Below are 26882 nucleotides of genomic sequence, written 5' to 3' on the forward strand. Positions count from 1 at the left end.
GGACGAACGGGCAGTCGATTCGCACAATCGACGTTGACTATCGCCCCCGCCCGCACCCGCGCGCCGCCCGGAGACTGACGCCATGAGCACTGTGGCGGAATTGGTGGACAAGACCACCCAGTTCATTCGGGACCAGGTTGTTCCGGTGGAACGCGAGGTCGTCGTCGACGGGCGGGTGATGGACGACGCGCTGCGGCTCGAGCTGCAGAAGAAGGCGAAGGAGGCCGGTGTCTTCGGCCCGCTGTCGGATCCGCGGTACGGCGGACTCGGGCTGGACACCCGCGCGCAGGCGCAGGTGCTCGAGGCCGCGGGCGCCAGCCTGCTCGGACCGATCGCGCTGAACGCATGGGCGCCGGATGACGGCAACATCCACCTGCTCGCGCACGTCGCGAACGAGGACCAGAAACAGCGCTACCTCGCGCCGCTGGCCTCCGGCGACGTGCGGTCCGCGATCGCGATGACCGAACCGGCACCCGGCGCCGGATCCGACCCCGGCATGCTGCAGACCGTCGCCGAGGAGACCGACTCCGGTTGGATCATCAACGGCGCCAAGCATTTCACCACCGGCGCGCAGGGTGCGGCGTTCACCATCTGCGTGGCCCGCACCGGCGACGGGCCGACGATGTTCCTGGTCGACCAGGACAACCCCGGGCTGCGGGTGGGCCGCCGGATGCCGACGCTCGACCACACCAGCGCGCCGGGCGGTCACTGCGAGGTGACCTTCGCCGACTGCGAGGTGCCCGATTCCGCCGTGCTGGGCGAGGTCGGCCAGGGTCTGACGCTGGCTCAGGTCCGGCTCGCGCCCTCGCGACTGGTGTTCTGCATGAATTGGCTCGGGCTGGCCGTGCGCGCGCACCAGCTTGCCATCGAGCACATCGGCACGCGCACCTCGTTCGGCGTCCCGATCGCCGAGCACGGCATGGCGCAGGGACTCATCGCCGACAACGAGATCGACATCGCCGCGGCCCGCGGCGTGATCCGCACCGCCGCCGAGACCATCGACGCGCAGGGGCCGACGTCCTCGCAGGCGCGGCACGAAGCGTCGATCGCCAAGACGTTCGTCTCCGAGGCGGTCTGGCGGGTGCTCGACCGTGCGGTGCAGCTGCACGGCGGGCTCGGCGTCTGCGAAGACCACCTGGTTGCCCGATTCCTGGTGGAGGCCAGGGCTTTCCGCATCTACGAAGGGCCGTCGGAGGTCCTGCGCTGGTCCATCGCCCGCCGCGCCCTGCGCACGAAACGCTGAAGGAGACATCATGACAACGCGTGAGATCGCCGGGTTCGCGGCGGCCTATCCCGAACTCGACTGCACCGCTGTGGATTACGAATACCTGCGTGCGGTGTCGCAGGAGATGGTTCCGTTCGGCCGTCATGTCGGAACGGTGATCACCGAGATCGGCCCGGAGCGCGCCGTCGTCGAGATCCCCGCCACGGGCACCATGCGCAACCACATGGGCACCGTGCACGCCGGTGCGCTGTTCACCGCCGCCGACATCGGCGGAGCGGCCGCGTTCGTCGGCGCCGCGGCCACCCGCCTGCCGAGCGTCGAACGGTTGGTGCTGCGCGGGGGAACCGCGTCCTACCGCAAGCCCGCCGTCGGTCGCATCCGCGCTGTCGCCACCGTCGACCAGCGCGAACTCGCCGACGTGCTCGCCGCGACCGCGTCGAACCGGTTCGAGCTGTCCGGCAAGGTGACGCTGCTCGACGACGGCGATGTGGCCGTCGCCAAGTTCACCTTCGACTACGTCTGCGACGTCACCATTCCGGAGGCAGGCCGATGACCACCGCGGCACCGCACAATCGCTCGGAGTTCACCACGCTGGAGTCGGCCAAGGTCGGCACCACCGACGGCGTCACCTTCACCGTCCGCTTCCTGCCCGCGAAGAAGGCGGCCGCGCCGGTCGTGCTGATCCTGCCCGCCATGGCCATGAAGGCGAAGAACTATCTGCTGCTCGCGAAAGAACTCCATGCCCAAGGGCTTTCGGTCGCCATGACCGATCTGCGCGCACACGGCGAGGCCCAGCCGGAGCTGGGGCTGCATCGCGATTTCGGCTACCGCGAGATGCTGGAGACCGACCTGCCCGCGCTGGTCACCGCCGTGCGGGAACGGTTCCCCGAGGCGCCGATCCACCTGTTCGGGCACAGCCTCGGCGGTCAGCTGGCGCTGCTGTTCACCGCGGCCGAAGCCGAGCGGATCGCGGGCGTGACCGTCATCGGCACCGGCACCGTGTTCTGGTGGGCGTTCGGCGCCCGCCGCTGGTGGGAGGCGTTGAGCCAGATCCAGTGGATCGGCCTGGTCTCCCGGTGGAAGGGTCACTGGCCCGGCGGCGTGCTCATTCCGGCCCCGATGCCAGGCGGCGTCATGCGCGACTGGTCGATGCACTCGCTGACCAGCTACTACCGCCCGAAGGGCAGCAAGCGGCGGTACAACACACTGCTGCGGACCATGACGGCGCCGGTGCTGGTCATCTCGCTGTCCGACGACGTGCTCGGCCCGAAGTCCAACGTCGACTTTCTGGTCTCCCGGATGCCAAGCGCCCGGGTGACCCACTGGCACATCGACGAGAACTCGCCGGTCGAGCACCGCGACCACTTTCTCTGGGTGAAGGACTCGCCCGCGATCGCGGCCAGGGTGGCGACCTGGATCGTCGCGGGCGAGCTGCCGGGCTGAGGGGCATCGGTGGCACGACTGCGAATCGAAGCGGTGTCGAAACAATTCGGCGCCGCTCACGCGGTGCGCGCGGTGAGCTTGGACATCGCTGACGGCGAGTTCTTGGTGCTGCTCGGCCCCAGCGGATGCGGCAAATCCACCCTGCTGCGCATGATCGCCGGCCTGGAGGACCCGACCGGCGGCCGAATCCTGCTGGACGACGAGGACATCACGCACCAGGCACCGCAGCAGCGGGACTTGGCCATGGTGTTCCAGAGCTATGCGCTCTACCCGCACCTGACCGTCGCGAAGAACATCGGGTTCCCGCTACGCGCCCGGCGCACACCTCGAGCGAAGATCGCCGAGCGGGTGTCGGAGGTGGCCGGAATACTCGGTCTCACCGAGCTGCTGCGCCGCAGGCCCGCCGCGCTGTCGGGCGGGCAGCGGCAGCGTGTGGCGCTGGCGCGCGCCATGGTTCGCGATCCCGGCGCGTTCCTGATGGACGAGCCGCTGTCCAACCTCGACGCCAAGCTGCGCAGCGCGACCCGTGCCGAACTGATCGCCCTGCACGAGCGCCTCGGCGCGACCTTCCTGTACGTGACCCACGACCAGGTCGAGGCGATGACCATGGCCGACCGGATCGCGCTGCTCAACGAAGGCCGGGTAGAGCAGGTGGGCACGCCGACCGAGCTCTACGACCGTCCGCGCTCGACCTTCGTCGCCGGATTCCTCGGCGCGCCGCCGATGAACCTGTTCCCCGCCGCTGTCACCGAACGCGACGGCGTCCTGCGCGTGGTGGCCGACGGGATCGATACCGAATTGGCCATCAGCACAGCAGATTTCGGCGACGACATCGAAGTGGTCGCGGGTATCCGCCCCGAGCAGCTGCGGCTGGATCCCACCGGCTCCGACATTCGCGGCCGGGTCACGATGGTGGAGAACCTGGGCAGCGAAGAGCTCATCCATTTCACCACCGGCGATCGCACCCTCTGCGCCCGCGCGCCCCGGCCCGCGGGCGTCGCGGCCGACGACAGCATCGCGCTGCGCGTCGACCCGGCGCGCATCCATCTGTTCCATGCCGCCTCCGGACTGCGCCTGACCTGGCAGGAGGCGCGGCAGGACGCCCGAATCGACAGCGCGGACGAACCCGTAGCCGTCGCCTGAACCCGCACACCCCGACTCGATGAGGAGACACACCGTGAAACGCACCGCGCCCATTCTGGGCCTGGTGTTCGCAACCACCGTGGCGCTCAGCGCCTGCGGCGGACTGGGGAGCACCACCACCGACTCGAAAACCGACGCCGCGCTGATCCCGGAGCTGAAGCCGGATCAGCAGGTGTCGATCGTGTTCGAGTCCTACAACTACGGACTCGCAGGCGCCTGGACCGACACTTTCAACTCCCTGATCGCCGACTTCCGCACGAAGCACCCGAACATCACGGTGACCGCGCAGAAGCCGCAGGGCAACAGCCCCAACCCGGCCACCGACACCATCTCCAGCATCCAGAACCAGATGGTGGCCGGTGCGCCGCCGGACGTCGCGCAGCTCGGCTTCAGCGACCTGGACTTCACCATTCACCAGCTCGGCGCCAAGCCGCTGGACACCCTGGTCGGCAAGCAGGAGGTGCAGCGCAACTTCGACGGCGCCGAGCACCCGTTTGCGCCGAAGGCCCGCACGCTGGCCGACTGGGACGGCCACACCTACGGCGTTCCGTTCGTGTTCTCCACTCCCGTGCTGTATTACAACGCCTCGCTGTTCACCGAAGCGGGTCTGGACCCCGCGAAGCCCCCGGCCACCTGGCAGCAGGTCGCCGAGGCCGCTGCGGCGATCACCGGGACGACCGGCAAAGGCGGGGTCTACATCGATTGCTTGACCAAGACGGCTAAGGACTGGTGCTTCCAGTCGCTGGTGCGCTCCAACGGCGGCCGGGTGATCTCCGAGGACCGCACGAAGCTCACCTTCGCCGACGCGCCCGCGGTCGAGGTCACGGCGATGGGCCAGCAGCTGGTCAACTCCGGCGGCATGCCGAAGTTCAACCAGAAGCAGGGCTACGAGGCGTTCGCCCGCGGTGAGATCGGCATGATCCTGGAGACCAGCGCGATCCAGGGCACTTTCGTCACCGGCGCCAAGGACAAGTGGGATCTGCGCTCGGCGCCGATGCCGAGCTTCGCGGGCAAGCCCACCGTGCCGACGAATTCCGGCGCCTCGCTGCACATCCTGTCCAACGACCCGGCCAAGCAGCGCGCGTCGTGGGAACTGATCAAGTTCCTCACCAGTGAACCGGCCTACACCAAGATCTCGCAGGGCATCGGCTACCTGCCGCTGCGCACCGGCCTGATGGACGATCCGGACGGCCTGCAGGCGTGGTCCAAGCAGAACCCGCTGCTGGCGCCGAATGTCGCCCAGCTGGCGAACATGGAGCCGTGGATCTCCATGCCCGGCACCAACTACCTGCAGATCCGCGACGGCATGATGGAAGCGGTCGAGGCAATCGTGTTCCAAGGAAAGGATCCGCAGCCCACCCTCACCACCGCCAGGGACCAGGGCGCCAAACTCCTTCCGGCGTCATGAGCGCGGCGACGATCGTCCAGCTCACCGACACCCATATCCGGCCCGCCGGAGAACGGGTGCACGGGATGGTGGACACCTACGCCAATCTCACGCACGTGCTGCAGCAGCTGCGGGCCTCGCGGCAGCGCATCGACGCGCTGGTGCTCTCGGGTGACCTGACCGACACCGGGTCGCCCGAGGCCTATCGGCGGCTGCGCTCGGCGGTCGAGCCGGTGGCCGAGGAGCTCGGCGCGAAGACGGTCTACGTCATGGGCAACCACGACGAGCGCACCGCCTTCGCCACCGAACTGCTCGGGATGGATTCCGCCGCGGTCGATCCCGGCGCCCCGCTCGACCAGGTCGTCGATGTGGCGGGACTGCGGGTGATCGCGCTGGACAGCACGACCCCGCGGCGGCACGACGGACGGCTGGAGGAGCGGCAGCTGGACTGGCTGGCCGACCAGCTGCGTGAGCGGGCCCGGCAGGGCACACTGCTGGTGCTGCACCACCCGCCGATCCCCTCGCCGGTCGCGGCCACCGAGTACCTGCGGTTGGCACGTCCGGAGCTGCTCGCCGAGGTCCTGGCGGATTCCGATGTGCGGCTGATCGTCTGCGGGCACAACCATCTCACCGCTGCGGCGGCGCTGGCCGGGATACCGGTCTGGATCGGGCCCGCGCTGGCGTACCGGATCGATCCGATCGCGCCCGCGGGACGGCACCGGGGTTTGCTCGGATTCGGCTACAGCCGCATCGATCTGCTCGGCTCGGCGCTGGTGGCCACCGCTATCGAGGCGACACCCGCCGAAATCCTCTACGAACGGCCCGAGCAGGACGTGCTCGACCAGCTCGCCGCGCTCGCCACGGAGGCCGGGTAACTCGATGTTCGTCATCGAATCCCCCGTTGGCCGCGCTACGGACGTCGGCCGCGCGGTGGACACCGAGATCACGGAGGTGTCCGATTCGGTTGCGTCGTCGAACCGCCTCGCCCGGTTTCGCCGGGCGGGGCGGTTCGCCGTGCCGTACCTGTATCTGGCGCCCGCACTGGTGCTGCTCGTCGTGTGGATCTATCGGCCGCTGGTTCAAGCGGTCGAGCTGTCCACGTACTCGTGGAACCTGCTGCCGACTGCGCCGATGAAGCCGGTCGGCACCGGCAATTATGAACGGCTGCTGGATCTTCCGGCGTTTTGGGACTCGATCGGCCGCACCGGGGTGCTGATCGCGGGCATGCTGCCGTTCACCGTGCTGCTGCCGCTGCTCATCGCGCTGGCCAGCCGCCGGGTGCACGCTCGGGCGCGCACCGTCTACCACGCGTTCGTCTTCGCGCCGTTCCTCGTCGCACCGGTCGCGGCGGCGGCGGTGTGGCGCTGGCTGCTGCATCCCGGCAGCGGGTTCGTCGACCAGGTTCTCCGCTCGGACCGCAACTGGGTCTACGACGTGAGCACGGCACACACAGTGATCATCGTGATCACCGGATGGCAGCTGCTCGGGTTCGCCGTGCTCGTGGTCTGGGCCGGACTGGCCGGGATCAGCGGCGACTACGACGAGGCGGCGCAGGTAGACGGTGCCAGCGCAGGGCAGATCCGGCGGTGGATCACCTTGCCCCTGCTGTCGCCCACGCTGCTGTTCCTGGTGCTCACCACGGTATTGCTCAGTCCGACATTGACGTTCCCGCTGATCGACTCGATGACGCAGGGCGGCCCGGCACAGGCGACCACCAATATCTACTACCTGCTGTGGGATTACGCGTTCCACAGCTTCGACGCCGGGCTCAGCGCCGCTGCCGGTGTGCTGCTGTTCGCCGGATTCGGGGTGATCGCCGGAATCCTGGTGTGGGTCTCGGAAAAGGTTGCCTTCCATGACGATTGACCGACTGCGAACCGCTGGCAGCCATGTTCTGCTAGCCGCGACCGCGGTGTTGTGCGCGTTTCCGATCTACTGGCTGTTCGCCACGTCGCTGCGGCGGCCCGAGGACGTGACCTCGTTGTCACCGATCCCCTGGCCGATCTCGTTCGCCAACTACAGCGACGCGGCCGACAAGGTCGACGTGCTGGGCCTGATCGGCAACACCTTCTTCGTCGCGGCGCTGTCGGCGGCGGGCCAGCTACTCATCGCGTTGCTGGCCTCGTACGCGTTCGCGATGTACACCTTCCCTTTCCAGCGAGTGCTGTACCTGGCGTTCGTCGGCACCTGGCTGGTGCCGTTCCAGGTGACCATGCTGCCCAACTACGTGCTGCTGACCAAGCTCGGCCTGCTCAACTCACTGATCGGCGTGGTGCTCCCGACACTGTGCTCGGCACTCGCGGTGCTGCTGCTGCGCCAGCACATGGCGAGCTTCCCGAAGGAACTCGTGGCCGCGGCGAAAATCGACGGCCGCTCCTCCTGGTCGATTCTGTGGACCGTGGTCGTGCCCAATCTGCGCCCCGCCCTGGCGGCGCTGGCAATCCTGCTGTTCATCAACGCATGGAACGAATACTTCTGGCCCGCGGTCGTACTACGCCAATCCAACAGCGTGCTCCAACTCGGCCTGCGCAGTTTCATGGGCACCGAGGGCGACCAATGGGGACCCATGATGGCGGTGGCAAGCCTGGCCTGCCTGCCGGTGCTGCTGATGTACCTGCTACTGCAACGCCACATCGTCAACGCGTTCGTCAGGTCTGGGTTGAAGTAGGACAACCTCAAACCGATTGCCGGATATCGAGGACGGCCTTGCCACGGACTTTCCGGTGCAACAGAGCTTCGACGGCGTCGCGATAGTCTGCCCAGTCGCCGCGCCAGCCGATCGACAGGTCGAGCTCGTCACGCTCGGCAAACCGGAGAAGCTGCTCGAGGTCGTCACCCAAGGGGGTCGCGATATTGAAGGTCTCGATGCGCCCCCGGTCGACCCGGATGCGGGCTTCCTCGAAGTCGATGGTGGTCGGTTCCCGCGATGCCTTGCCGACGGCCACCGCGGTGCCGCCCGGTTCGAGTCGCAGGTAGGCGTCGGCCAATTGCTTCCCGCCGACGTTGTCGATCACACCGAAGGCGCGGCCTCGCATCGCCTCGGGTCCGATCACCACCTCAGCGGCTCCGAGTTCGGCGAGACCGATCCCCCGTTCCGAACTGCCCACCGAGGCAATGACTTCCGCCCCGGCGCGGTGCGCGAGTTGCACTGCGTACCTGCCGACACCACCGGACGCCCCGGTGATCAGGACGCGACGGCCGACGATGGACCCGAGTTGCCGAACCGCCTGCAGGGCAGTGACCCCGGCCACTGGGAGGGCCGCGGTGCCACCCAGATCCAGGCCGTCGGGCACCACGGCGAGTTGAGCGGTGTCGACCGCGCGGCGTTCCGCCCAGGCACCGGACCAGCCGAACGTGACCACCCGGGTTCCCGCGGGTGGTCCCGACCCGTCCGCCGCGGGTGTGACGACGATGCCTGCGGCATCCCAGCCAGGGATCGTCCCGTCGGGTAGGTCGGGTACCCGGAAAGCGACCTCCCCGAAATTGAATGAGAACGAAACGACCTCGACGAGCGCTTCGGACGGCCTAGGAACGGGGTCCTCCGCGTCTGCCATGCGCAGCGTGTGCGGACTGACCCTGTCGTGTACGAGTGCCTTCATCTCCTGTGTTCCTCCGTGGGCCGGCGCACGGAGCGCCGGCGTTGTGGTGTGGCGCGCGTTCGCCGAACGCCACCGCGTGCTCGGGACGGGCGCGCAACGACCGCCCCGACGTCGCCCGGAGCCCGGGACCCGGCGTCGGAGCGGTCGTCGCGGATATCAGGCCGACGTGACCTTGTCGAGAGTCGGGTAGTCGGTGTATCCGGCGCGGTCGCCGCCGTAGAAGGTCGCCTGGTCGGCGGTGTTGTACGGCCCGCCCGCCTTGATCCTGGCGTCGAGATCCGGGTTCGCCAGCCACAGGGCGCCGAGCGAGACCGCGTCCGTGACACCGGATTCCAGCGCCTCTTCGGCGGCTTCGACGGTCGCGGGGAACGCGTCCGGGGTGCGGTGCGGGTTGAGGATGAGCGCGCCTGGCCAGGCGGCGCGCAGCTTCGTGGTCAGCTCGCGGTCGCCGCCCTCGACGATGTGCACGTAGGCGATGCCCTGTTCGGCCAGCTTCGTCAGCAGGTCGACATACAGCGGCGCCGGGTCGGCCTCTTCGATGTGGTTGAACGGGTTGCCGGGCGAGAGCCGGATGCCGGTGCGGTCGGCGCCGATGGCTTCGGATACCGCGGCCACGACCTCGATGACGAAACGGATGCGGTTGGCCACCGATCCGCCGTAGGAGTCGGTGCGCAGGTTGGTGTTGTCGGCCAAGAACTGGTGCAGTAGATAGCCGTTCGCGCCGTGCAGCTCGACACCGTCGAACCCGGCGGCGATGGCATTGCGCGCGGCGGCGGTGAAGTCGGTGATCGTGGTGGCGATGTCCTCGGTGGTCATTTCCCGGGGCGTGGGGTGATCGAGCATCCCGTCGGGTGTGAACAGCTGCTCGCCGGAAACCACCGCCGACGGGGCGAGGGGAAGCGCGTTGTCCGGGTAGAGGGCGGGATGCCCGATGCGGCCACAGTGGGTGAGCTGGGCGAAGATTCGCCCGCCCGCCCCGTGCACGGCATCGGTGACCTGGCGCCACGCGGTGGTCTGCTCCTCGTTGTGCAGCCCCGGGGTCAGGAAGTAGCCCTGTCCGATCACGCTGGGCTGAATGCTCTCGCTGATGATCAGACCCGCGCTCGCCCGCTGGGCGTAGTACTCGGCGGTGACTTCGGTGACGAGGCCCTGCGGGGTGGCCCGGTTCCGGGTCATCGGAGCCATCACCAGTCGGTTCGGAAGCTGCGATCTGCCTATCGAGACCGGCTCGAACAGGGTGCTCACCATGTACTCCTTGCTTGTCCGACTCGCGCACGATGCCCGAGCGCGAATACTTTATTGAATCAAGCATCATCGTGACACGATTGCTTTAGTGGATCAAGTATCTCCGCTAAAAGTTGGCCTAGAATTTCCGCATGGCAGTACCGGCAGGCCCCGTGAGCACGTCCACCGACCTCGAGCGGTTGATGTTCGAGTTCGTGGACGCCTACAACCACGCCTTCGAGGCCGCGGCCCACGAACACGCGATGAGCATGGCCCACGCGTGCGTCCTCGGCCGGGTCGGCATCCCCAGGGGGATGGGCGAGCTCGCCGAAGAACTCGGCTGCGACGCCTCCAACATCACCCAGATCGTCACTCGCCTGGAGGCCCGCTCCCTGGTCCAGCGCCAAACCAACCCCGAAGACCGCCGCTCCCGGCAAATTCAGCGCACCCTCGACGGCGACGCCGTCAACGCCGCCTTCGAGGAATCCTTCGACTTCCCCCGTCGCGCCGGGGCCAACCTCACCCCTGACGAACAACTCCAACTAACCGAGCTACTCCGCAAAGCCCTTACTGCTCCCCAGTAGCGGCATCCGAGGACCACCGCGGGTCGGCCATACCGCGGAATCGCGGCTAGCCTTTCATCAGCTGGGCGAGGCGGTCCCACGCTGGGGATGAGGCTCCGGGCTGGGATTGCGCGGCCAACCGGGCGATAGCCGGGTTGGCGACGGGCTGGGTCTCGGATCGGCTGTGGTGGTTGGCGAACCAGTTGCGGGTGCGGTCGGCGAGGGCGGGCAGGCGCGGATCGCTCGGCGACCAGTCGTAGGCGGCGTCGTGGTCGAGGATGAGGGCGCGGAACTCGGGATCGGTGAGGAGGTCGCGCTTTTCGGCGATCCACGCGGCGGCGTCTTCGGGTGAGGCTGTTTGCATGAGGATCCAGCCGTCGCGTTCCAGGTGGATATGGCGCTCGCTGACGCCGAGTTCGCGCAAATCGTCGAGATAGTCGGCGACTTCCTGGGAGACGAAAAGCCGGTCGCCGCCGCGCAGCTGGGCGAGTTGCTCGCGGGTTCGCCGCAGCTGCGCGATGCGGTCTCGGAGGTCGCGGTCGATCTCGGCGATGGCCGCGGCGAGCGCGGCCGGGTCCGCGTCCAGGAGGTCCTTGATGCGGGCCAGTGGCACACCCGCATCGGCAAGGGTCCTGATCTTGACGAGATCGATGGCATCTTGGGCGGTGTAGCGCCGGTAGCCGGACGAGTCGCGGTCGGGCTCGGCGAGCAGACCGCGCTCGTGATAGTGGCGGATGGCTTTGATGGTCACTCCGGCGTAGTCCGCGAGCCGCCCGATCGTGATCATGCTGGACATCCTTCCACTCGGCGATCAGGTCATTCGGAACGGTCGGCCCGTCGGGTCAGGCGGCCGCCGCCGTTGCGGAAGCGCGCTCGGCCCTCGCGGACGTCGTGGTAGGAGACGAGCAGCAGGCGCAGGTATCCGTCGAAGGTCTCCAGTGGGTATCCGGCGGGCGCGAACAGGCCGGGCCGGATCGGCACGTAGCGCTGCGGCGGGGCGGCGGTCATGCCGCCCGCGAACTCGGTGAAGATCCGCTCCTGCGATTCGTCCGCCGGTTCGTAGGTCATCCGCTCCTCGAGTTGACCGTCCACGATGCTGACGTCGATTCGGAGCTGATCGGACCGGTAGGTGCCCACGTATGGGGTGAGGTCGACGTCCTGCGCCGATTCGGTGATCAGAGTGGGGATCTCGACGCCGAGATGCTCGCTCAGCAGCCACTGTAGGAGCTGGTCCTGCAGCATGATCGCCCCCGGGGTATTGCCGAAAGCGGTGAAGACCAGGTCGTATTCGGGCACGACGCAGAGGATGGACACGCCACCGGGCGACGCGCCCGACATGGCCAGGACGGTCGTTTCGCCGAACGGATACAGCACCCAGCCCAGGCCCATCGGCGGGACGTTCGGACTGGCCATGTCGTAGGAGACCTGCTGCATCAGCGCGGTCGACTCGGCGGAGAGGACGCGTGTGCCGGATGGGGACACACCGCCCTCGAGGTGGGTGCGTCCGAAGGCGAGCAGGTCGGCAATGGTGCCGATCGGCGTGCCGCCTGCAGGTCCCCAGGTCTCGGGCAGCGTGAACATGCCGGTGGGCTCGGCCGCCATGGTTTCGGCGTTCGGGAAGTGGCCGACAGCGGTACTGCGCAGGATGGCCTGCTCGGCTGAGGTGCTGGAGTCTCGCATACCGACGGGTGCGTAGATGTCGCGCTCGAGCAGGTCGGGGAAGGACAAGCCGGTCACCACTTCCAGCAGGCGGCCCGCCACGATCATGCCGCCGTTGGAGTAGCTGAGCTGCTCGCCGGGTTCGAACAGGGTCCCGCAGCTGATCGCGAGCCCGTCGACGTAGGTCTTCAGGGCGTCGCGGCCTTTGGCATCGGGGAAGAACAGGTCCGCGTCGATGCCGTTGGTGTGCGAGATCAGGTGCCGGACCAGGATCTTCTCGGCCGCACCCGATGCGGTGAGCGCGAATTCGGGGAGGTACTTCACCACCGGCGCGTCGAGGTCGAGGACTCCGCGCTCGACCTGCTGGAGGACCAGCGTGGTGGTCAGGACCTTGGTGACCGAGCCGAAGAGGAATCCGGTGTCGTCGAGCATCGGCGCGCCGGTGGCGACGTTCGCGGTGCCGTGGGCGACGACGATCTGTTCGCCGCCGTGGTAGACGCCGGCGACGAACCCGGGGACGTTGTCGGATTCGCAGTAGGCGGCGACCTGCTCGCGGATCTGGGCTTCGACGGTGTGCAGTGCGTTGTTGTTCATGCGAACCATCGTCGAACCTTGCCCTTAGGGCAAGGTCAACCCCGAAACAAAAGAAGACCGGCGAGCACTTTTGATCGGGCCGCAACCCTGAAGCGGCGAGGCGGGATCGGGCAGTGATGTCGCCGCTGCAAGGAGCGATCCCGTGCGCTCAGATCCCGCACCGTCTCGTGCCGGTCGGCCGGGACCAGCACTTCGATGTGCCGGGCACAGCTCCCGCTGACCGACACCGCCGCCGCCATCGACCCGCTGACCACCGCAGTCAACAGCCGCCCACCTGACGCACACCGTGCCGTAACACCAACCAGCAAAACGAATTACATGACATATCCAGCCGGGTGGCGCGCGGCTACCCGGAGAGGTCGCGTGTTGCAGCGTTGGCGCTACCCCGCGCCCTGGATCTCCGTGCGACAAACATCCGCCTCCCCGATCATTTCCCCCTTTTTTACCTGCGACGTCACCATCGAGTCGGGAGTGGCGTACTTCCCGTGATTCACAGTGGGGTTGAAGCCATGGCCGGCTCTGAGATAGTTCGTAAAGGCGTAAACCACTCGACCGTCACGAACAAAGACTTCGGTTCTCACATGCTCATCATTCGAGTAGCTGTACCAATCTGCTCCGCGCGTCCCAAGGGTGGAATTGATCTTCTCCTCCGAGAACGGGGCGGAGAAGCTGTACCACCGGTCCCACTCTCCAATGGCGATGCCGGACTCAGCGACGAGGTCGCCCACGCGCGCCGTTCCCGGACCACTGCAGAGGCGGTCGAAGGCCGCCGCCAAGGCCGGCGGTTCATTCGCGACCGTGACGCGGTCACCAAAGAATGGAGGGTTGCACCCTGATGAAAGGGCCAGAACAGCGGCCATGCCCACGGCGCGGAGCAGCCGTCCAGCGGTCTTCCTTGTGGCGACGTGCATGCGTCCTCTCTATTGCCTGGAACAGCGGCAGGTCGTTATTTGGGCGATGGTCGGTTGTCTGTTGTCGGCGAACCCGGAAGGTATGCCTTGTCCTGGTTGGCGTCGTACGCATCCGAGTCCACATCGTGGTCGGGCGAGACCTTGTTGGTCCAGTTCAACTGCTGATTCTGGTCGATGAGTACCGCGTCACCGCGATCGACGGCGTCCTTGACGATGTCCTGCAACTCCTCGGGGCTTGCGTCCGGGTTCGCCATAGCGATCTTGCGCCCGAGTTCGTTGTTGTGTAGGTCCATTGCCTCGCGCACCGCGGCGTTGTCGCCCCTCCCCTCATGCTTCGAGGCGTACTCCTTGGTCCACTCCTCGCCGAACTCCTGAGTCATCCGCGCGTTCCAGTAGGTGTGGCGGAAGGCATCGGCGTGGTTGTCTTGAGAGTCTTTTACTTCTTTTCCGTCTCCGTCGACGCGCGTGTCGGGGTAGAGCTCTTCGCAGACATCCTTGGCGTCGGACTGGATCTGGAAGAATTTGGCCTTGTCGAGAAGGCTGAGCTGGTCGAGCATGGCAGCTTCACTCACCGTGACCTTTTCCTGCGGAATTTGGTCACCGAGCCAGGGTATTCTTCGCAACTGCTTCAGTAGCTCGTTGTCAGGCCACTCCACCAAGCCCTGAGGGTCGGGCTCGACCTGGTAGTTGTTCAGAATCTCGTCGAGTCTGGCATTGGGTGGGATCGGGACGTCAGCGAAAACCTTCTCGATCGTCTCGCGGGCGGATGCCGCAGCATCACCGGCTTCTCGCAGCGCCTTGACGATCGCGTCCCGGTGCTGCCGGGCGCCCTGATTCAGGGCTGCCTCCGCGACGGACTTTTCGGCACCGTCTTTTTCCATCAGCCAAGCCAGAACTGCGGGGTCGTAGGTTACGTCACCGGTCTCGCCGACTGTGTACTTCTCGTCCTCGGCCGCCTTGATCGCGTTGACGGCAGTAGACTTGGCAAAACCCAGGAGGTAGACGATCTGCGAGGTGGCGGGTTCAGCCTTGTCGAAGGCCGTGACCACCTTGGACAAGGATGTCTTGGCTTCCTCGCTCTTCGCGCGCATTGCCTCACCGGCGGACCCGCGCCAGAATCCCGGAGAATCGGCGAGCTGCTGGGAGATGACGCGGTGCTGATCGGTGACCGTCTGCGCGGCGCGGGCCCATTCGCTGCCCTGTTCGGTCAGGGCATCGAAGTTCCATTGGCGGATCTGGGTCTTCGTGGGCGGCATCCAACTCATCGCTGGGTGGCCTGACGCAGGTCCGGCTCGTGCGGGACGATGCGCCGTGTGGGAGCCACGGCGTCACCCCGGTGCCGGGTACCGGGACCAACGGTCGCCTCGGTGGCATGCATTTTCCACGCCCCGCAGGTGTAGCCCCTTTGGGGCTTGACGCGCGCCGTTCAGTGGGCTTACCTGGCAAAACACAGTTGACCGACCTTGGCTGACTGCAGGGGTAAAGGGGCGGAAAACTGTTCGGCTACAAGGCGATCGAGTTGAGTCGGCGACGTCGGTCACGACCGGCGACAAGGGGAGAGCGACGCTATGACGGGGAGAGCGAGCTGTGCCAAATGCGGTGGGGTTTGGCATGCAGGGAGTCGGGGTGCGGTATGCGCGTCGTGTCTGCGTGTTGTCGGGCTTTCTGGTCCGATCCCGCCAGAGTTCTATGAACAGCCGCTGGTGCGGGATGCGTTGGCGGCCTACGACTTCGGCGCTGTGTTCCTTGCGCTGCGCGAACACACGGGGTTGAGCCAAACTCAGCTCGGCGCCCTGCTCGACCTGAGCCAGCCCCGAGTATCAGCGGTCGAGCGCGGCGAGCGGCGCATCGGGCACGTCAAAGTCGTGGCACGAGTGGCGGCGCGGCTGGGGATTCCGGCGCAGAGCCTGGGCTTTCCGTGCACGGATGCCGGTAGCCTTAGGGTAAAGGAGGTGAGTTGGGTGGAGCGACGAGACTTCCTGGTCCTTGCTACCGCCGCGACGCTCGGCTCCGGTCTGTATCCGGAACTGGCCCGGCTGGGCAACGAGCTGCCGGGCGAATGTGCACCGGTCACTCGCACTCACATCGGCGCGGCCGACATTGATGCGATCGAAGCCATCAGTGAGGGGTTTCGACGCTGGGACCTTGCCTACGGCGGAGGACTGTGCCGGACGGCGGCACTCGCACAGGTGCACCAGGCACGCGCCCTGGAGAGCGCCGACTGCAGTCCAAACGTGCGTACCCGCTATTGGATCGCCGCTGCCGACTTGGCGGCGACCGCGGCCTGGCTTTTCTACGACGGTGCCGAGGATCACGAGTCAGCTCGTCGGCTGTGGGCTTACGCGCTCGATCTCACCTACAGAGGGCAGGATGATCCGCGCAGTACTGATCTGGCGGTGAGCATCCTCCTCGACATGGCTCACCAGTCCGAGCACCTGTGGCGGCCACTGAACCCCCAGCATCGCAACGATCGCCGACCCAAGGAAGCGCTGTCGCTTGCCCACCTCGCGGCGACGACGGCCAGTACGAGAAAGCATCCGGTCAGCACGATCACGGCGGGCTTCATGTCCGCGAGAACTGCCTTATACTGGGCGGCAATTGGCGAGTCCGAACATATGCGTCGAGCCATCGGCACCGCACAAGAGCACTACAGTACGGTCAATGCCGACAACACCCCGCCTTGGGCGTCGTACATTACTCCATCGGAAATCAGTGCGCAGGAAGGCCATTCGTACTACCTGCTATCGCTGACTGACACCGCCGTCGCCCCCGCCGCCATTGACCCGTTGACCACCGCCGTCAACGGCCACCCGCCCGAGCACGCCCACAGCCGGGCCAGCCAGCTGCCGACATTGGCCGCCGCATGCCTGCAGGCCGGTGACTACGATGCTGCGGCGGCCCATGCCCGCGAGGCGATCACCACCCTCGGCTCGGTGTCGTCGCAACGCTGCCGCACACGCCTGCGCGATCTGGACGCCCTCGCTGCCCGCTACGACCGCAACCCCGCCGTAGCCGAAATGCGCGAGGAGATCCGCACGGTCGCACCAGCTGCCCTGTGAACACGGATAGTGGTCTGCCCGGCACTGATGCTCTTCATGCGGCCGGGTGGGGACACAACATTCACGGGCGCGTCCATCGCCGTGGACGGAGGGTTCACGGGCCTGAACGACGCTGGTTTCGTCCAGGGTCCCACCGCGCCAGTTCAGGTCTACGATCGTTCCGCTCAGGAGAGTCGGCGCGTCAAGCGCACCGTCACCTCGTCGCCGAGGTCCTTGCCGATGATCTTCCGGAACGGCGCGCGAAGCGGCAGCATGTGCGTTCCGCCGCCCACCGGTAACAACGTCGCCTCATAGGCGTGGCCGTCGACGGTTCCCGCCACCTTGACCGCCCTCCCAGTACCGAAGAACTCCGCCGAGCCGGGCATTCGCACACAGGGCCAACCGCTGTTGGAATCGGGAACGATCGCGGCGGTGAACGTGGTGTCGATGTCGAGCACTGTCCTAACGGTCTCAGCCATGGCGAATTCCTCCATCTCGGGTCAGCGTCCGGGCGCCTGGGCCGGTCAACTCGGCCGCGCCGGTGGGCCGCCCGGATACCGCTAGCAGCAGCGCCAGGGCGGTGCCCCGCGTCTGCGGTCCCTGGCCGAGGTCGATGTCCGCGTCGGTCGCCACCAACCGCAACCCCTGTGCCCGTTCCTTGCCTCCGCCATGCTTCCCGCTGGTGCCGAGTTGATACCGCAGAGCGACGGCGACGTGTGCCGCCGGATAGCTCCGCGTCAGCCCGAGTGGGCGCCGAATGTCTTCGCCGTGCACGAAAACCTCGACCAGCCGGGTGGTCTTCGGCGCCGGGGCGCTGGTGGTCCTGCGACTTGCCGCACGGAACGAGGCGAGCGTGAGCCTTGGTTCGCCGGCACGTTCCCGGGCGACCCCCGCGTTGTTGTAGCGGTCGAAGTCGAAGCGGGCGGCGGCGAAACGCAGCAGGAAGTTGAGCCGGGTGGTCTTGGCGTCGTCAGCGAGATGGGCCACGACGTCATGAACGTCCCAGCCGGGGCACAGCGACGGTATGGCCCACCGCTCAGCGGGGACGCTCTCCAAGTCTCTGATCAGCGCGTCGCGTTCGGCGTGGACCACGGCCCAGATCTCGTTCACATCTACCCCTCATTCAACTGAACCGTACAGTACAGGAAAGGGCAACTGTACTCAAGAGTTCAGTCTCGATAGGATGCCGGCGTGGGCAGAGACAGCGGCAGGTCGTCCGCGCCATCGGGGAAGCGAGCCGAACACAGCCGGCGGGCGATCCTGACGGCTGCGCGGGAGATGTTCATTCGTGAGGGGTTCGACGCCGGCATGGACATGATCGCCGCCACGGCTGGGGTGTCCAAGGTGACCGTGTACAACCACTTCGGCAGCAAGGAGGAGCTGTTCACCGAGGTCATCGGCCAGGCGATGGGCGGGGCACACGAGACGATGGCCGAGGTACGAGCTCGTCTCGCCGACATCGAGGACGTGCGCGAGGCCCTGCTCCACACCGCCCGCGCCCTGGTCGCGGCGGCCACCGACCCGTCAAGGCTGGCGCTGCGCAACCTCGTGACCGGTGAGCTGCGCCGTTTCCCCCAACTCGGCCGGGCCTACCGGGAAAGTGGGCCGACCCGCTCCGGCGCCGCTTTGGGCGAAGTATTCGGCGATCTGTGCGACCGCGGCCAGCTGGAAATCGCTGACATCGATGTGGCCGTGATCCAGTTCTTCGGCCTGACCATTTACCCCCATCTGATCGTCGGCTCGATGGGCGCCGGCCTTCCCCAGGATTTCGCCGACCGGCTCATCACTGACGGCGTCGACCTGTTCCTGGGGCGGTACCGGATCGGTCGCCGCTGACATCCGCCGCGACTGGCTCGAACGACAGGGACGAAGTGTGTTCGGATACGACCGTGAGCATTTCGTGCGCGCCGCGTTCGAGGTTCGGGACCTGCGCCAGTCGGAATCCGAGGAGATAGCGCTGGCACTGGCCGACCGCGCGAGGCGCGACCCCGGTATGGACACCTACCGGTCTATATCCGGCCGGTGCCGGACAAACCCGCGGCAGCCGAACAGCTGAGAGCCCGGATTTCGTCGCTGCGGGCCGACGACCGCCAGGTGCGATGGGCCGCAATGTCACGGCCGTACCGGGCATGGGGGGCAGCGGGATGAAACTCAGTTGGCTCGACTGTCGGCTACCGCAGGAGGTAGTGGTCGCGCGTATTCGCCGACGGTGTGGAGGTGGCTCAGCGCTTGGCGGTAGGAGTCCAGCAGGCTCGTCTGGCGGTAGGGCACCTGGATCTCGAGGCAGAACGCTTCGACCATCGGCTGGGCTCGGCGCAAGTTGGCCCGCGGCATGGACGGGAACAGGTGGTGCTCGATCTGGTAATTCAGACCGCCCAGGGCCGCGTCGACGAGCCAACCGCCGCGGACATTGCGAGACGTGAGCACTTGACGGCGGAGGAAGTCTGTCGATTCGCCTTCGGCCAGTACTTCCATCCCCTTGTGGTTGGGGGCGAAGGTGCAGCCCATGTAGAACCCGAACAGGCCCTGCTGCACGACGATGAAGGCCACCGCTTTGCCCGGCGACAGGACCAGGAATACCGCGGCGAGATACCCGGCGGCGTGCGCGGCGAGCAGAACGGCCTCCCAGATGCGGTTGGGTATCGCCCAGCGCAGCACCGCCCGAACACTCGCGTAGTGCAGACTGCCCGCCTCGAGGAACAGCATCGGAAAGAACAGCCAGGCTTGGTAGCGGAAGATCAGCCGCCGCCAACCCTGGCCCGCCCGTGCTCGATCGCCGGAATGGGCCAGCACTCCCATCACGTCGGGGTCCGCACCTTCGGTGTTGGGGTGAGCGTGGTGCCGGTTGTGGTTACTGACCCACCAACCGATGCTCAGCCCGATACCGAGATTGCCCGCGATCACACCGAACAGGTAGTTGGCCCGCCGGCTGCCGAAGATCTGCCTGTGCCCGGCATCATGACCGAGAAACGCGATCTGGGCGAACACCACCGCCAAGAATGCGGCGACGCCCAGTTGCCACCACGAGTCGCCGACGAAGAAGAACGCCGCCCACCCGGCAGCGAACGCCACCGCGGTGACCGCGCTCTTCCAGACGTAATACCGCAGCCGCCGATCCAGCAGCCCCGCCTGCCGCACCCGACGCAACAAGACCGCGTACTCGCTGCCACGCGCCGGTCCGTGTTCCCCCCTTCCCGGTGCGCCTGGATCGATGTGCTCCAAGGCTAGGAGCGCGGTCGTTGTCGCGGCGGATTTCGGCACCACCCAGCCGGTACTACTTTCGATTGCCATGGGCTGCCTATGCATCCTGTCGTCGTTGTTGGTCTCGGGGCTCGAACCGTTACGCTCCACGGCCTTGCCCAGCACAGCAGGCTATTGGAAGTCAACACATGGAGACTCGCTTACCTCGACAACAGAATGTCGCGATGAGAACACCGCCAGGCTAACTGACGTACCGACGGACGGTACATCTGAGTGACCATTGCGCTGCGCCAGCCTCGGCCGGTGCGCCAGGATTCCGCTGAACGCCCGGCGCGTCGCCATGGGACAACTGCTCGAACCCCATCCTGTTTCCCGGCGGAACCCCCCGTCGCGACGATAACGGTCGGCGCTGCGAGCAGCACGACGATGATGATGAAGGCTTCCAGAATGGTGTTCACAACCCTCGCTGGTAGCGTGCGAGCTTCACGCGTGCTCAGAAGCGCTGAGCTTATGCCGATGTGCATGCGTTCCCGTTGTGGTCGATGACCTGCATGGGCCTGGCAGGGTGTGGACTGGGGTGGTTCCCACTTCGAGTGGGTGGAGGTGCGAGACGATCCGGACTTCCGTCCGGTACGAGTCTGAATGCCACGGTCAGCGCGCGGTGGTGACCTGGTCCCATGCCGTCAGCAGGTGAAGTATTCCTTGAAGCGGACGGGGACGCCGTCCGCGGCGGCTGGGCCCCAGCAGATGTCGTGGGGGAAGAAGACATAGTTGGTCCAGCCGCCGGCGGTGCGGCGGATGATGCGCGCGCTGTCGCCGGGCGAGTCCCAGACGATGTGTGCCCACTCGCCGTCACATTGACTGACTGTGGCCTTCGCGCTGCGGAGATGGTCGAAACGTATGTCGAGTTCGCGCAAAACCGTTTGGACTGCACACGGCTCGGACGGTTCGGGATCCTGGAAGCGGAACTTGCCGGTGACGGTTTGTCCGGCGTGGACCAGGAACAGGGTGTGCAGTCCTTCCGGGACCGGCGTCGTACCGGGCGGCGGGGTGCCCATGCCGAAGTAGTAGCAGCCGACCGGCACGGTGAAGGTGGCCGTTCCGTTCGCGTCGGTGACCGCGTCGCGGCGCAGCGCCTCGGCGGAGGGGGTTGGAATGTCTTTGATCGCAGGGTCGCACGGCTGCCGCAGGCTCAGTTCGACCGGCACGTTCGGCACTGGGGCGCCGTTGAGGGTGTGGGTGCGTATCACCACGGTGCCGGTGCCCTGCGGCGGATTCGCGGGCGGCGGGGCTGGTTTGGAGCTGTTCCCTCCATCGTGTGGTGTCGTGATCTCCGCCGTCTTCGGTGTGCCTGCGGGCATCACCGGCGTCGATGGCACGCCGGTCGACTGTGTCGATGACTGACCGGGCGCCGACGCGGCCGTGGTCGCCGACGCCGGCTCAGCAGCCTGGGTCGGCCCGGGCGCTTTGTCGCTGTGACCACAGCTGGCGACAAGGCCGACGGCCAACGCCACGGCAGCCGCCATCGGAACCACTCTCATAGCATGTCTCTTTCCCTTGCCGATCCAGTGCGTATCGTGCACAGCATGGCCATAACCAGCTGCTCGCACGAGCTAGATCCTTTCCTGACCGGATAGTCGTCAAATGACGGCCTGCTCGTTACTCTGTTGTCTGCCATATCTTTTCAGGGATTGACGCGGAAGGCCGATTGGCTCGGTGGCCCGGCCGCCGGCTTCCTCGACCAGCTCACCTGGTCCGGCTGGACCGAGCCCTACGTGATGGGCGCGAACGTCCGGAAATGCCGCTGGTCGCGCGACAAACACCGGACAACCTCGCTGTGGGCGTGCTCCGACTACGGGTGCGCGCCTTCCGTGCTTCAGCAAGCCAATCATCGCCAGGAAGTTGCTGGATTCGTCAATTGGCCATGAGCGGGGAACTACACTGTCGGCGGACGGGTGATGGTGTGGGCGGGCCGGTTCAAACACATCGATGTGCCGATGACGCATCCGCTATGGGCGGCAATCGAGTTTCGCTTCGACCGGCCGAACCGAGTGTGCTTCACCTACGACCCGGCGGTGACCAGTCCGGGGGAGGCGGAACGGGTGGACGTGCGACTGAGAACGTCGCAGGCGAAGCAACTTACTCGACTGCTGACTCGACCGGCGTGAGGCCACTGTCGGTTGCCCGGCAAGGTGACTCGACGAGATCCGACTGAACCAATAAACTCCGATCAACGGGCGACCGCGTCCTCGCCGAGGAATCCACCCGACTGGTGCCGCCACAGCTGCGCGTATGTTCCTTGCGCGCAGAGCAGTTCCTCGTGTGTCCCCTCCTCGATGATTCGCCCGTGGTCGAGCACCACCAGCCGGTCCATCCCGGCCACAGTGCTCAGCCGGTGCGCGACGACCAACGCCGTACGCCCTTCCATCAACTCCCAGAGCGTTTGCTGCACAAGCAATTCGCTTTCCGAGTCGAGAGCGCTGGTCGCTTCGTCCAGAAGCAGGATGGGCGCGTCCCGCAGCATGGCCCGGGCCAGCGCGACCCGCTGGCGCTGGCCGCCGGACAGTTTCACGCCGCGCTCGCCGATGAGCGTTTCCATACCCTGCGGCAGCGCGTCCGCGAACTCGGTGACGTGCGCGGCCTTGGCGGCCCGCAGGATCTCCTCGTCCGTGGCGTCCGGGCGCGCGAACCGGATGTTCTCGCTCAGGGTCCGGTGAAACATGGCCGGATCCTGTGGCACATAGGCGACCAGACTGCGCAGATCCGCCTGCCGCAGCCGGGCGATGTCCTGCCCGCCGATGCGTACCGTTCCGGATTGGATATCCATCAACCGCAGCAGCAGTTGGGTGATGGTGGTCTTGCCACCACCGGATCGGCCGACCAGGCCCACCCTGGCGCCGCTGGGCACGTGCAGATCCAATCCGTGGAACAGCTGCCGCGCACCAACGTGCGTAAAGTTCACTCTGTCGAACCGCACATCGAAGCCATTGGGCCGCAGTGGTTCCGGATGTTCGATATCGAGCACCTTCGGCCGTCGAGCAGCAATTCGGTGAACTGCGCCGCCTCGGTGAGCACGGTCTCCAACCGCCGGTAGATCTGATTGAACCGGAACATGATCCCGGTGGCGTTGAAGTAGTAGGTGAATGCCACCACAATGGCCTCCACCCCCGCATTCCCGCCGCTGAGGCCCAGCGCGATCAGCAGGCCGATCACGTTGGTGAGCACCAACAGCGGCGCCACCAGCGTATCTATCCGCAGATTCGCGTAATCCCAGGAGCGCAACGACTTTCGCCGCGACGAGGCCACCCGCCGCCGATGCTCGGCCGCCTCCTGCGGTTCGGCAGCGAAGGCGCGCACCACCTGCATATTGGCCAGGCTGTCGGCCACATGCCCGGAAACTTGCGCAATGGCGGCCTCCCGGTCGTCGACGAGCTTCTGGCGGCGCTGGATCAAGGGCATGATGACCAGCGCGGTCAGCACGAGCATTCCCATCAGCACGACGACCAGCACGGGGTTGTAGCGCCACAACACAACCGAGGCGAACACCAGCGGCACCAGTGCCGCCAGGATCTCGAAGGCGAGGGTGTCCACGAACTGTTCGAACCGAGCCGCGAAGCTGAGCGAGCGCTTCGTCAGCGAACCGGCGAAGTTGTTGTGGAAGAACGCCGCGTCCTTGGCGAGCAGCTCGTCCATTGCGATCACGTACAGGTGCTCGATACCGTAGGCGTCGACTCGGTTCAGACAGTGAATCCCGATGCGCCACAGCAGTTCCGCGAGTAGCAGGGCGCCACCGAAGGCGAAGATATACGAAGCCAGCGCCCGGAAGCTCGTATCTCCGGTCACCGCGACGCGGCCGACCACCATGGCGACGATCAGCGGTGCGATGTACAGGTTGCAGATATTGCCGAGGGCCGGCCCCAGCAGCGCCGGAATCGTCGTGGCCTTGCGGGCGGCCATTTCCCGGCCATAAAAACGCAGCACCAGCTTGACCGCCGTTGCGCGTGAACTCATGCTCCCCCTCTCGTCTCGAATCAACGAGCGATGCAGAGCAATGATCCCGCGTCCAGGCGGGCTACCGCCAGCGAATATCCGCCGACCGCGAGCTGGGTCCGCTCTCGTAACTCTCAGGGCCAGTCGAGGCCTGGAAGTGCCTTGGTGACGGCGAAGCTGACGAGGTGGTTGTAGATCGAAACCCACGGCGCGAGATGCCGCCGTGGGTTTCGTCGTTCTCCGCGAGGAGATCAGAAGGGGCAGACCGGACGCCAGATCGTGCCGCAGAAGAAGCGGTTCAGATCGGCCGAACCGCTGGAAATCTCGCTGTTGCCGATCGCCTGGGGCTCGACCGGGGCCTCGGCCTGCGCGGGAGCGACGGACATCAGCACCGCACCGGCTAGCAGGGCCCCCGCGACGACGTGGCGATTGACTCGGATCATCTCAAACCTGTTCTCTTTGAGTTGGTTTCGGCCACAAATATGACCTTGGTGGCTGAATCGAGCGCCGGGCTCCGCCCGTTACAAAGCCCGTTACAAAGCCACCGGCACGCGCCCCGTTCACCCCGCATTCGAGAACGCAGCGACGACCGTCCCATCCGCTCGACGTGCCGCTGCGTGTCCTCGCCATCGCGAGCTTCGCCGCACGGCGGACGCGAACTCCGAGCGGGTCGACAGCATCGGACCACCGACAGCACAGGGGCCGGGGGTGCGCCGCCATCGGACGCGGGCCGTCAACCGCGTCCGATGGCGGCGGCTTTCATGAAGCGACGCGGGACACCGTGGTGAGGGTGCTGATGAGGGCGGTGTCGTGGTCCGCGGCGCGGAAGCGGGGGTGGTCGAGGATGTCGTGGAGGAAGTCGGTCGTGGTGGCGATGCCGCGGCCGCTGATCCTGGTTTCGGCCAAAGCGCGGCGCATCCGTGCGATCGCGGCGGGACGGTCCGGGGCCCAGACGATGATCTTGGCGAGCAGCGAATCATAGTGCGGCGGAATAGCATATCCCGGACGGACGTGGGTGTCGATCCGGACGAACGGTCCGCCCGGCAGCACGCATTCGGTGAGCGTTCCCGGGGCGGGGGCGAATTCGCGTTCCGGATCCTCGGCGTTGATGCGGCACTCGATGGACACGCCGCGTGGGGTGGCGGCGTCGGCAGGCAGCGCAAGCGGGAGACCGGAGGCGATGCGCAGCTGTTCGGCGACCAAGTCGATGCCGGTGACCATCTCGGTGACCGGATGCTCCACTTGCAGGCGGCAGTTGACCTCCATGAAGTAGAAGCGTCCCTGCTGGTCCAGGAGGAATTCGAAGGTTGCGGCCCCGACGTAGCCGACGGCTTCCGCGCCGCGCACGGCGGCCGCGCCGATCCGGGCGACCAATTCGCCGGAGAGCCCGGGGGCAGGGGCTTCCTCCACGAGCTTCTGGTGTCGCCGCTGCAAGGAGCAGTCCCGGACGCCGAGGTGCCGCACCGTTCCGTGCCGATCGGCCAGGATCTGCACTTCGATGTGCCGGGCCGAGTCGAGGTAACGCTCGACGTAGAGCCTGCCGTCACCGAACACCGCGGTGGCATTCGCTCGGGTCTCCTGCCAGGCGGCGGCGAAGTCGGCGGAGTCCCGCACGACGCGCATGCCGCGGCCGCCACCGCCTGCCACCGCCTTGATGATCACCGGATAGCCGATGTCGTCGGCGAGGGCATGCGCCTCGTCCACCGTATCGAGCGGATCGCGGCTGCCGGGCAACAACGGCAGCCCGGCCGCCGCCATCAGCGACCGCGCCGTGGACTTGTCGCCGAGATCGGCCATGATCGCGGCGGGCGTGCCGACGAACACGAATCCCTCCGACTCGCAGACTTCCGCGAAATCCGGGTCTTCGGACAGAAATCCGTATCCAGGGTGGATCGCGTCGGCGCCGGTGGCCCGCGCGGCCTCGATCACGGCGGGAATGTAGGAGTAACTGCGCTTCGCGGGGCCGGGACCGATCCGGAACGCCTGATCGGCGAGCCGGACGGCGGCCGAATCGGCGTCGGCCGCGGAATACACCGCCACGGTGGCGATCCCGAGTTCCGCGCAGGTCCGGATGACCCGCACGGCGATCTCGCCGCGATTGGCGACGAGCACCTTGCGGATCGGGCGCACGGTCACCGCACCACCTCGAGCACCATCAGCGGCGCGCCGTGCTCAACCGCCTCGCCGTTGTCCACCAGGAATTCCGCGACCCGCCCCTCCCTGGTCGCGGTCACCGGGATCATCAGCTTCATCGCCTCGACGATGCCGACCTGCTGACCGGCCCGTACCGGGTCGCCCTCGGTGACGAACGGGGCGGCCCCTGGCTCGGGTGCGCGATAGAACACGCCCACGGTCTCCGCGTTCACGGTGAAAGTATCAGTGTCCGAACCGTTTTCGATGATCTCCGGCTCATCGACCGAGGTAGTCGCGGCCGACGCCCGGGGAACGGGCGCAACGGTGGGGGCGCTCGCCGCGACCTGCCCGTCCCAGCTGATCCGCAACACCAGCGGACCGTTGGCGACGGTGACGGAGGTCGGCGCGGTCTCGGCTCGCACGGACAGCGCGTGACGCGACAGCACGGCCAGCGCGTGGTCGGCGTCGACCGGGTTCAGCGCGCGGCCGACCGGCTCGGTGGTCACGGACTCGGTCATCACTTCTCCATAAGTTTGTCGGTGTTCAGGCTGGGCGCCCTGGGTTGCTGATCGCTTACGTGACAACCGCGCCAGCAGCCTCGAGGCACACGCCCCGATCAGCGCTGGGGGTGACACGATCATCGAGAGACCTGGTTGTTGGTGGACAGTCCGAAAGCGCGGAAACGGTGGTGGCGGCGGTCGAGCAGCTCCGAGCGGGGTAGCGCGCCCAGCTCGGCGACCGCCTGGCGCAGCGCATGCCGCACTGCGGCGGT

The 26882-nt window shown here is 66.8% G+C and carries 26 protein-coding genes; 11 read left to right on the top strand and 15 right to left on the bottom strand.

The genetic code is table 11. The features are described from left to right. Positions 1–82 precede the first annotated feature (82 nt). From NA4_RS08620 to NA4_RS08655, 8 genes are read left to right on the top strand one after another with little or no spacing between them, the layout of a single operon-like run. On the top strand, positions 83–1243 hold the full coding sequence (locus NA4_RS08620; RefSeq protein ID WP_067466699.1) for an acyl-CoA dehydrogenase family protein: 1161 nt from the start codon (positions 83–85) through the stop codon (positions 1241–1243). A 10-nt stretch (positions 1244–1253) separates the two neighbouring features. Continuing rightward, positions 1254–1778, top strand: a complete 525-nt coding sequence (locus NA4_RS08625; protein WP_067466702.1) for a YiiD C-terminal domain-containing protein — start codon at positions 1254–1256, stop codon at positions 1776–1778. Further along, positions 1775–2668: an alpha/beta hydrolase family protein gene (locus tag NA4_RS08630; RefSeq protein ID WP_067466705.1), complete on the top strand. Its 894-nt coding sequence runs from the start codon at positions 1775–1777 to the stop codon at positions 2666–2668. The genes NA4_RS08625 and NA4_RS08630 overlap by 4 nt, the downstream gene beginning before the upstream one ends. 9 nt (positions 2669–2677) lie before the next feature. Continuing rightward, positions 2678–3811, top strand: coding sequence for an ABC transporter ATP-binding protein (locus tag NA4_RS08635; protein WP_067466708.1), 1134 nt, complete (start codon positions 2678–2680; stop codon positions 3809–3811). A 34-nt stretch (positions 3812–3845) separates the two neighbouring features. Beyond that, on the top strand, positions 3846–5219 hold the full coding sequence (locus NA4_RS08640) for an ABC transporter substrate-binding protein (RefSeq protein ID WP_245671198.1): 1374 nt from the start codon (positions 3846–3848) through the stop codon (positions 5217–5219). Next, positions 5216–6073: a metallophosphoesterase gene (locus NA4_RS08645; protein WP_067466714.1), complete on the top strand. Its 858-nt coding sequence runs from the start codon at positions 5216–5218 to the stop codon at positions 6071–6073. Before NA4_RS08640 ends, NA4_RS08645 begins: the two co-directional genes overlap by 4 nt. Before the next feature lie 4 nt (positions 6074–6077). Next, positions 6078–7064 carry a carbohydrate ABC transporter permease gene (locus tag NA4_RS08650; RefSeq protein WP_084496908.1) on the top strand — a complete coding sequence of 329 codons (987 nt, stop codon included), beginning with the start codon at positions 6078–6080 and terminating at the stop codon, positions 7062–7064. After that, entirely contained in the window at positions 7054–7866 is an 813-nt protein-coding gene (locus tag NA4_RS08655; RefSeq protein ID WP_067466717.1) for a carbohydrate ABC transporter permease, read from the top strand. The genes NA4_RS08650 and NA4_RS08655 overlap by 11 nt, the downstream gene beginning before the upstream one ends. Before the next feature lie 7 nt (positions 7867–7873). On the opposite strand, the gene NA4_RS08660 is transcribed toward NA4_RS08655, so the two are convergent. Both NA4_RS08660 and NA4_RS08665 read right to left on the bottom strand, forming a co-directional pair. Beyond that, positions 7874–8797, bottom strand: coding sequence for a zinc-binding dehydrogenase (locus tag NA4_RS08660; RefSeq protein ID WP_067466720.1), 924 nt, complete (start codon positions 8795–8797; stop codon positions 7874–7876). Between the two features lie 156 nt (positions 8798–8953). Beyond that, a complete protein-coding gene (locus NA4_RS08665) occupies positions 8954–10045 on the bottom strand; it encodes an alkene reductase (protein ID WP_067466723.1) in 1092 nt (363 codons plus the stop codon). A gap of 128 nt (positions 10046–10173) precedes the next feature. Between NA4_RS08665 and NA4_RS08670 the strand changes: the two genes are divergently transcribed. Then, the gene (locus tag NA4_RS08670) at positions 10174–10605 is read left to right on the top strand and encodes a MarR family winged helix-turn-helix transcriptional regulator (RefSeq protein WP_067466726.1); all 432 of its coding nucleotides are present in this window, start codon (positions 10174–10176) and stop codon (positions 10603–10605) included. Positions 10606–10651: 46 nt separating this feature from the next. Here the strand turns inward: NA4_RS08670 and NA4_RS08675 are convergent, their stop codons facing one another. The 4 genes from NA4_RS08675 to NA4_RS08690 all read right to left on the bottom strand — a co-directional run bounded on the left by NA4_RS08675 (position 10652) and on the right by NA4_RS08690 (position 15004). Further along, positions 10652–11371, bottom strand: coding sequence for a MerR family transcriptional regulator (locus NA4_RS08675; protein ID WP_067466808.1), 720 nt, complete (start codon positions 11369–11371; stop codon positions 10652–10654). Positions 11372–11400: 29 nt separating this feature from the next. Continuing rightward, positions 11401–12837, bottom strand: coding sequence for a serine hydrolase domain-containing protein (locus NA4_RS08680; RefSeq protein WP_218022267.1), 1437 nt, complete (start codon positions 12835–12837; stop codon positions 11401–11403). A gap of 380 nt (positions 12838–13217) precedes the next feature. Beyond that, positions 13218–13748, bottom strand: a complete 531-nt coding sequence (locus tag NA4_RS08685; RefSeq protein WP_157128901.1) for a hypothetical protein — start codon at positions 13746–13748, stop codon at positions 13218–13220. A 35-nt stretch (positions 13749–13783) separates the two neighbouring features. Next, a complete protein-coding gene (locus tag NA4_RS08690; protein ID WP_067466736.1) occupies positions 13784–15004 on the bottom strand; it encodes a WXG100 family type VII secretion target in 1221 nt (406 codons plus the stop codon). 447 nt (positions 15005–15451) lie between these two features. Between NA4_RS08690 and NA4_RS08695 the strand changes: the two genes are divergently transcribed. Beyond that, the gene (locus NA4_RS08695; protein WP_169810999.1) at positions 15452–16807 is read left to right on the top strand and encodes a helix-turn-helix domain-containing protein; all 1356 of its coding nucleotides are present in this window, start codon (positions 15452–15454) and stop codon (positions 16805–16807) included. 164 nt (positions 16808–16971) lie between these two features. Here the strand turns inward: NA4_RS08695 and NA4_RS08700 are convergent, their stop codons facing one another. Both NA4_RS08700 and NA4_RS08705 read right to left on the bottom strand, forming a co-directional pair. Then, entirely contained in the window at positions 16972–17265 is a 294-nt protein-coding gene (locus NA4_RS08700; protein WP_067466813.1) for a DUF1905 domain-containing protein, read from the bottom strand. Further along, positions 17258–17896 (bottom strand): maleylpyruvate isomerase family mycothiol-dependent enzyme, encoded by a 639-nt coding sequence (locus NA4_RS08705; RefSeq protein ID WP_067466739.1) that lies wholly within the window; start codon positions 17894–17896, stop codon positions 17258–17260. The genes NA4_RS08700 and NA4_RS08705 overlap by 8 nt, the downstream gene beginning before the upstream one ends. 81 nt (positions 17897–17977) lie before the next feature. On the opposite strand from NA4_RS08705, the gene NA4_RS08710 reads away from it, so the two are divergent. After that, the gene (locus tag NA4_RS08710) at positions 17978–18622 is read left to right on the top strand and encodes a TetR/AcrR family transcriptional regulator (protein WP_067466742.1); all 645 of its coding nucleotides are present in this window, start codon (positions 17978–17980) and stop codon (positions 18620–18622) included. A 315-nt stretch (positions 18623–18937) separates the two neighbouring features. Here NA4_RS08710 and NA4_RS08720 read toward each other — a convergent pair whose 3' ends face one another. The 7 genes from NA4_RS08720 to NA4_RS08755 all read right to left on the bottom strand — a co-directional run bounded on the left by NA4_RS08720 (position 18938) and on the right by NA4_RS08755 (position 26628). Then, entirely contained in the window at positions 18938–20077 is a 1140-nt protein-coding gene (locus NA4_RS08720) for a fatty acid desaturase family protein (protein ID WP_084496916.1), read from the bottom strand. A 593-nt stretch (positions 20078–20670) separates the two neighbouring features. Next, complete coding sequence (locus tag NA4_RS08725; RefSeq protein ID WP_169811000.1) at positions 20671–21528, bottom strand: hypothetical protein; 858 nt, start codon at positions 21526–21528, stop codon at positions 20671–20673. Between the two features lie 689 nt (positions 21529–22217). Continuing rightward, positions 22218–22949, bottom strand: coding sequence for an ABC transporter ATP-binding protein (locus tag NA4_RS42075; protein ID WP_218022268.1), 732 nt, complete (start codon positions 22947–22949; stop codon positions 22218–22220). After that, positions 22946–23998, bottom strand: a complete 1053-nt coding sequence (locus NA4_RS42080; protein WP_218022269.1) for an ABC transporter transmembrane domain-containing protein — start codon at positions 23996–23998, stop codon at positions 22946–22948. The genes NA4_RS42075 and NA4_RS42080 overlap by 4 nt, the downstream gene beginning before the upstream one ends. A gap of 230 nt (positions 23999–24228) precedes the next feature. Further along, a complete protein-coding gene (locus NA4_RS08745) occupies positions 24229–24420 on the bottom strand; it encodes a hypothetical protein (protein ID WP_067466757.1) in 192 nt (63 codons plus the stop codon). Positions 24421–24736: 316 nt separating this feature from the next. Then, positions 24737–26113, bottom strand: a complete 1377-nt coding sequence (locus NA4_RS08750) for an acetyl-CoA carboxylase biotin carboxylase subunit (protein WP_245671200.1) — start codon at positions 26111–26113, stop codon at positions 24737–24739. Then, positions 26110–26628, bottom strand: coding sequence for an acetyl-CoA carboxylase biotin carboxyl carrier protein (locus tag NA4_RS08755; protein ID WP_067466760.1), 519 nt, complete (start codon positions 26626–26628; stop codon positions 26110–26112). The genes NA4_RS08750 and NA4_RS08755 overlap by 4 nt, the downstream gene beginning before the upstream one ends. Positions 26629–26882 lie beyond the last annotated feature (254 nt).

The sequence above is a fragment of the Nocardia amamiensis NBRC 102102 genome, from assembly GCF_001612745.1.
Taxonomy (GTDB): domain Bacteria; phylum Actinomycetota; class Actinomycetes; order Mycobacteriales; family Mycobacteriaceae; genus Nocardia; species Nocardia amamiensis.

Bases quoted from the DNA above. Each gene is read 5' to 3' on its own strand.
- NA4_RS08655 (WP_067466717.1), top strand. From the start codon at position 7,054: ATGACGATTGACCGACTGCGAACCGCTGGCAGCCATGTTCTGCTAGCC.
- NA4_RS42080 (WP_218022269.1), bottom strand. From the start codon at position 23,998: ATGAGTTCACGCGCAACGGCGGTCAAGCTGGTGCTGCGTTTTTATGGC.
- NA4_RS08670 (WP_067466726.1), top strand. From the start codon at position 10,174: ATGGCAGTACCGGCAGGCCCCGTGAGCACGTCCACCGACCTCGAGCGG.
- NA4_RS08680 (WP_218022267.1), bottom strand. From the start codon at position 12,837: ATGAACAACAACGCACTGCACACCGTCGAAGCCCAGATCCGCGAGCAG.
- NA4_RS08700 (WP_067466813.1), bottom strand. From the start codon at position 17,265: ATGGCTGAGACCGTTAGGACAGTGCTCGACATCGACACCACGTTCACC.
- NA4_RS08675 (WP_067466808.1), bottom strand. From the start codon at position 11,371: ATGATCACGATCGGGCGGCTCGCGGACTACGCCGGAGTGACCATCAAA.
- NA4_RS08645 (WP_067466714.1), top strand. From the start codon at position 5,216: ATGAGCGCGGCGACGATCGTCCAGCTCACCGACACCCATATCCGGCCC.
- NA4_RS08665 (WP_067466723.1), bottom strand. From the start codon at position 10,045: ATGGTGAGCACCCTGTTCGAGCCGGTCTCGATAGGCAGATCGCAGCTT.
- NA4_RS08690 (WP_067466736.1), bottom strand. From the start codon at position 15,004: ATGCCGCCCACGAAGACCCAGATCCGCCAATGGAACTTCGATGCCCTG.
- NA4_RS08685 (WP_157128901.1), bottom strand. From the start codon at position 13,748: ATGCACGTCGCCACAAGGAAGACCGCTGGACGGCTGCTCCGCGCCGTG.
- NA4_RS08660 (WP_067466720.1), bottom strand. From the start codon at position 8,797: ATGAAGGCACTCGTACACGACAGGGTCAGTCCGCACACGCTGCGCATG.
- NA4_RS08650 (WP_084496908.1), top strand. From the start codon at position 6,078: ATGTTCGTCATCGAATCCCCCGTTGGCCGCGCTACGGACGTCGGCCGC.
- NA4_RS08755 (WP_067466760.1), bottom strand. From the start codon at position 26,628: ATGACCGAGTCCGTGACCACCGAGCCGGTCGGCCGCGCGCTGAACCCG.
- NA4_RS08620 (WP_067466699.1), top strand. From the start codon at position 83: ATGAGCACTGTGGCGGAATTGGTGGACAAGACCACCCAGTTCATTCGG.
- NA4_RS08625 (WP_067466702.1), top strand. From the start codon at position 1,254: ATGACAACGCGTGAGATCGCCGGGTTCGCGGCGGCCTATCCCGAACTC.
- NA4_RS08745 (WP_067466757.1), bottom strand. From the start codon at position 24,420: ATGATCCGAGTCAATCGCCACGTCGTCGCGGGGGCCCTGCTAGCCGGT.
- NA4_RS08725 (WP_169811000.1), bottom strand. From the start codon at position 21,528: ATGAGAGTGGTTCCGATGGCGGCTGCCGTGGCGTTGGCCGTCGGCCTT.
- NA4_RS08630 (WP_067466705.1), top strand. From the start codon at position 1,775: ATGACCACCGCGGCACCGCACAATCGCTCGGAGTTCACCACGCTGGAG.
- NA4_RS08720 (WP_084496916.1), bottom strand. From the start codon at position 20,077: ATGGCAATCGAAAGTAGTACCGGCTGGGTGGTGCCGAAATCCGCCGCG.